The sequence below is a fragment of the Mycobacterium sp. NAZ190054 genome, assembly GCF_001545925.1.
In the GTDB taxonomy this organism is placed as follows: Bacteria; Actinomycetota; Actinomycetes; order Mycobacteriales; family Mycobacteriaceae; genus Mycobacterium.
The window spans coordinates 1-679 of sequence record NZ_LMVQ01000514.1; the positions used below are offsets into that span (position 1 = coordinate 1).

Below are 679 nucleotides of genomic sequence, written 5' to 3' on the forward strand. Positions count from 1 at the left end.
ACGCCCTTCCGATCTGGCTTGCTGGGGCCGCCGTCGCGCCGGGAGTTCGGCGCGATCCCGTTGAGGAACCGCGACGGGCGGCGCCCCTGCCTGCCGCCCGGGTTGCGGGCCAGCGCCCAGCTCAACGTCAGATGCACACGCTTGAGCCGCTCGGCCTGACCGCCGAACCGCCGCCCGGCACCAAGGCGCGGGACCGCTGGGAGGCGCTGACCGCGCTCGTCGAGCTCGTCGACGCCGAGGTCGCGCAGCGTCCGCAGCTGGACCTGCGTGGGCTGCTCACCGAGCTGCGGCAACGCGCCGACGCCCGCCACCCACCCGTCGTGCAGGGGGTCACCCTGGCCTCGCTGCACGCCGCGAAGGGCCTGGAGTGGGACGCCGTGTTCCTGGTGGGTCTGGCCGACGGCACCCTGCCGATCAGCCACGCGCTCTCGCACGGCCCCGACAGCGAACCTGTCGAAGAGGAGCGCCGCCTCCTCTACGTCGGAATCACCAGGGCGCGTGTGCATCTGACGTTGAGCTGGGCGCTGGCCCGCAACCCGGGCGGCAGGCAGGGGCGCCGCCCGTCGCGGTTCCTCAACGGGATCGCGCCGAACTCCCGGCGCGACGACGTTCCGATCTTCTGCGCGCACTGCCGGGGCACCTTCCGCGTCCTCGCCGGGCCCGGCGACGAGGTGCAGTG

The 679-nt window shown here is 74.1% G+C and carries 1 protein-coding gene; it reads left to right on the forward strand.

The window, feature by feature from the left end; genetic code table 11:
* A partial coding sequence (locus ASJ79_RS25220) for a 3'-5' exonuclease (RefSeq protein ID WP_369803766.1) occupies positions 1–679 on the forward strand: 679 nt, incomplete at both ends.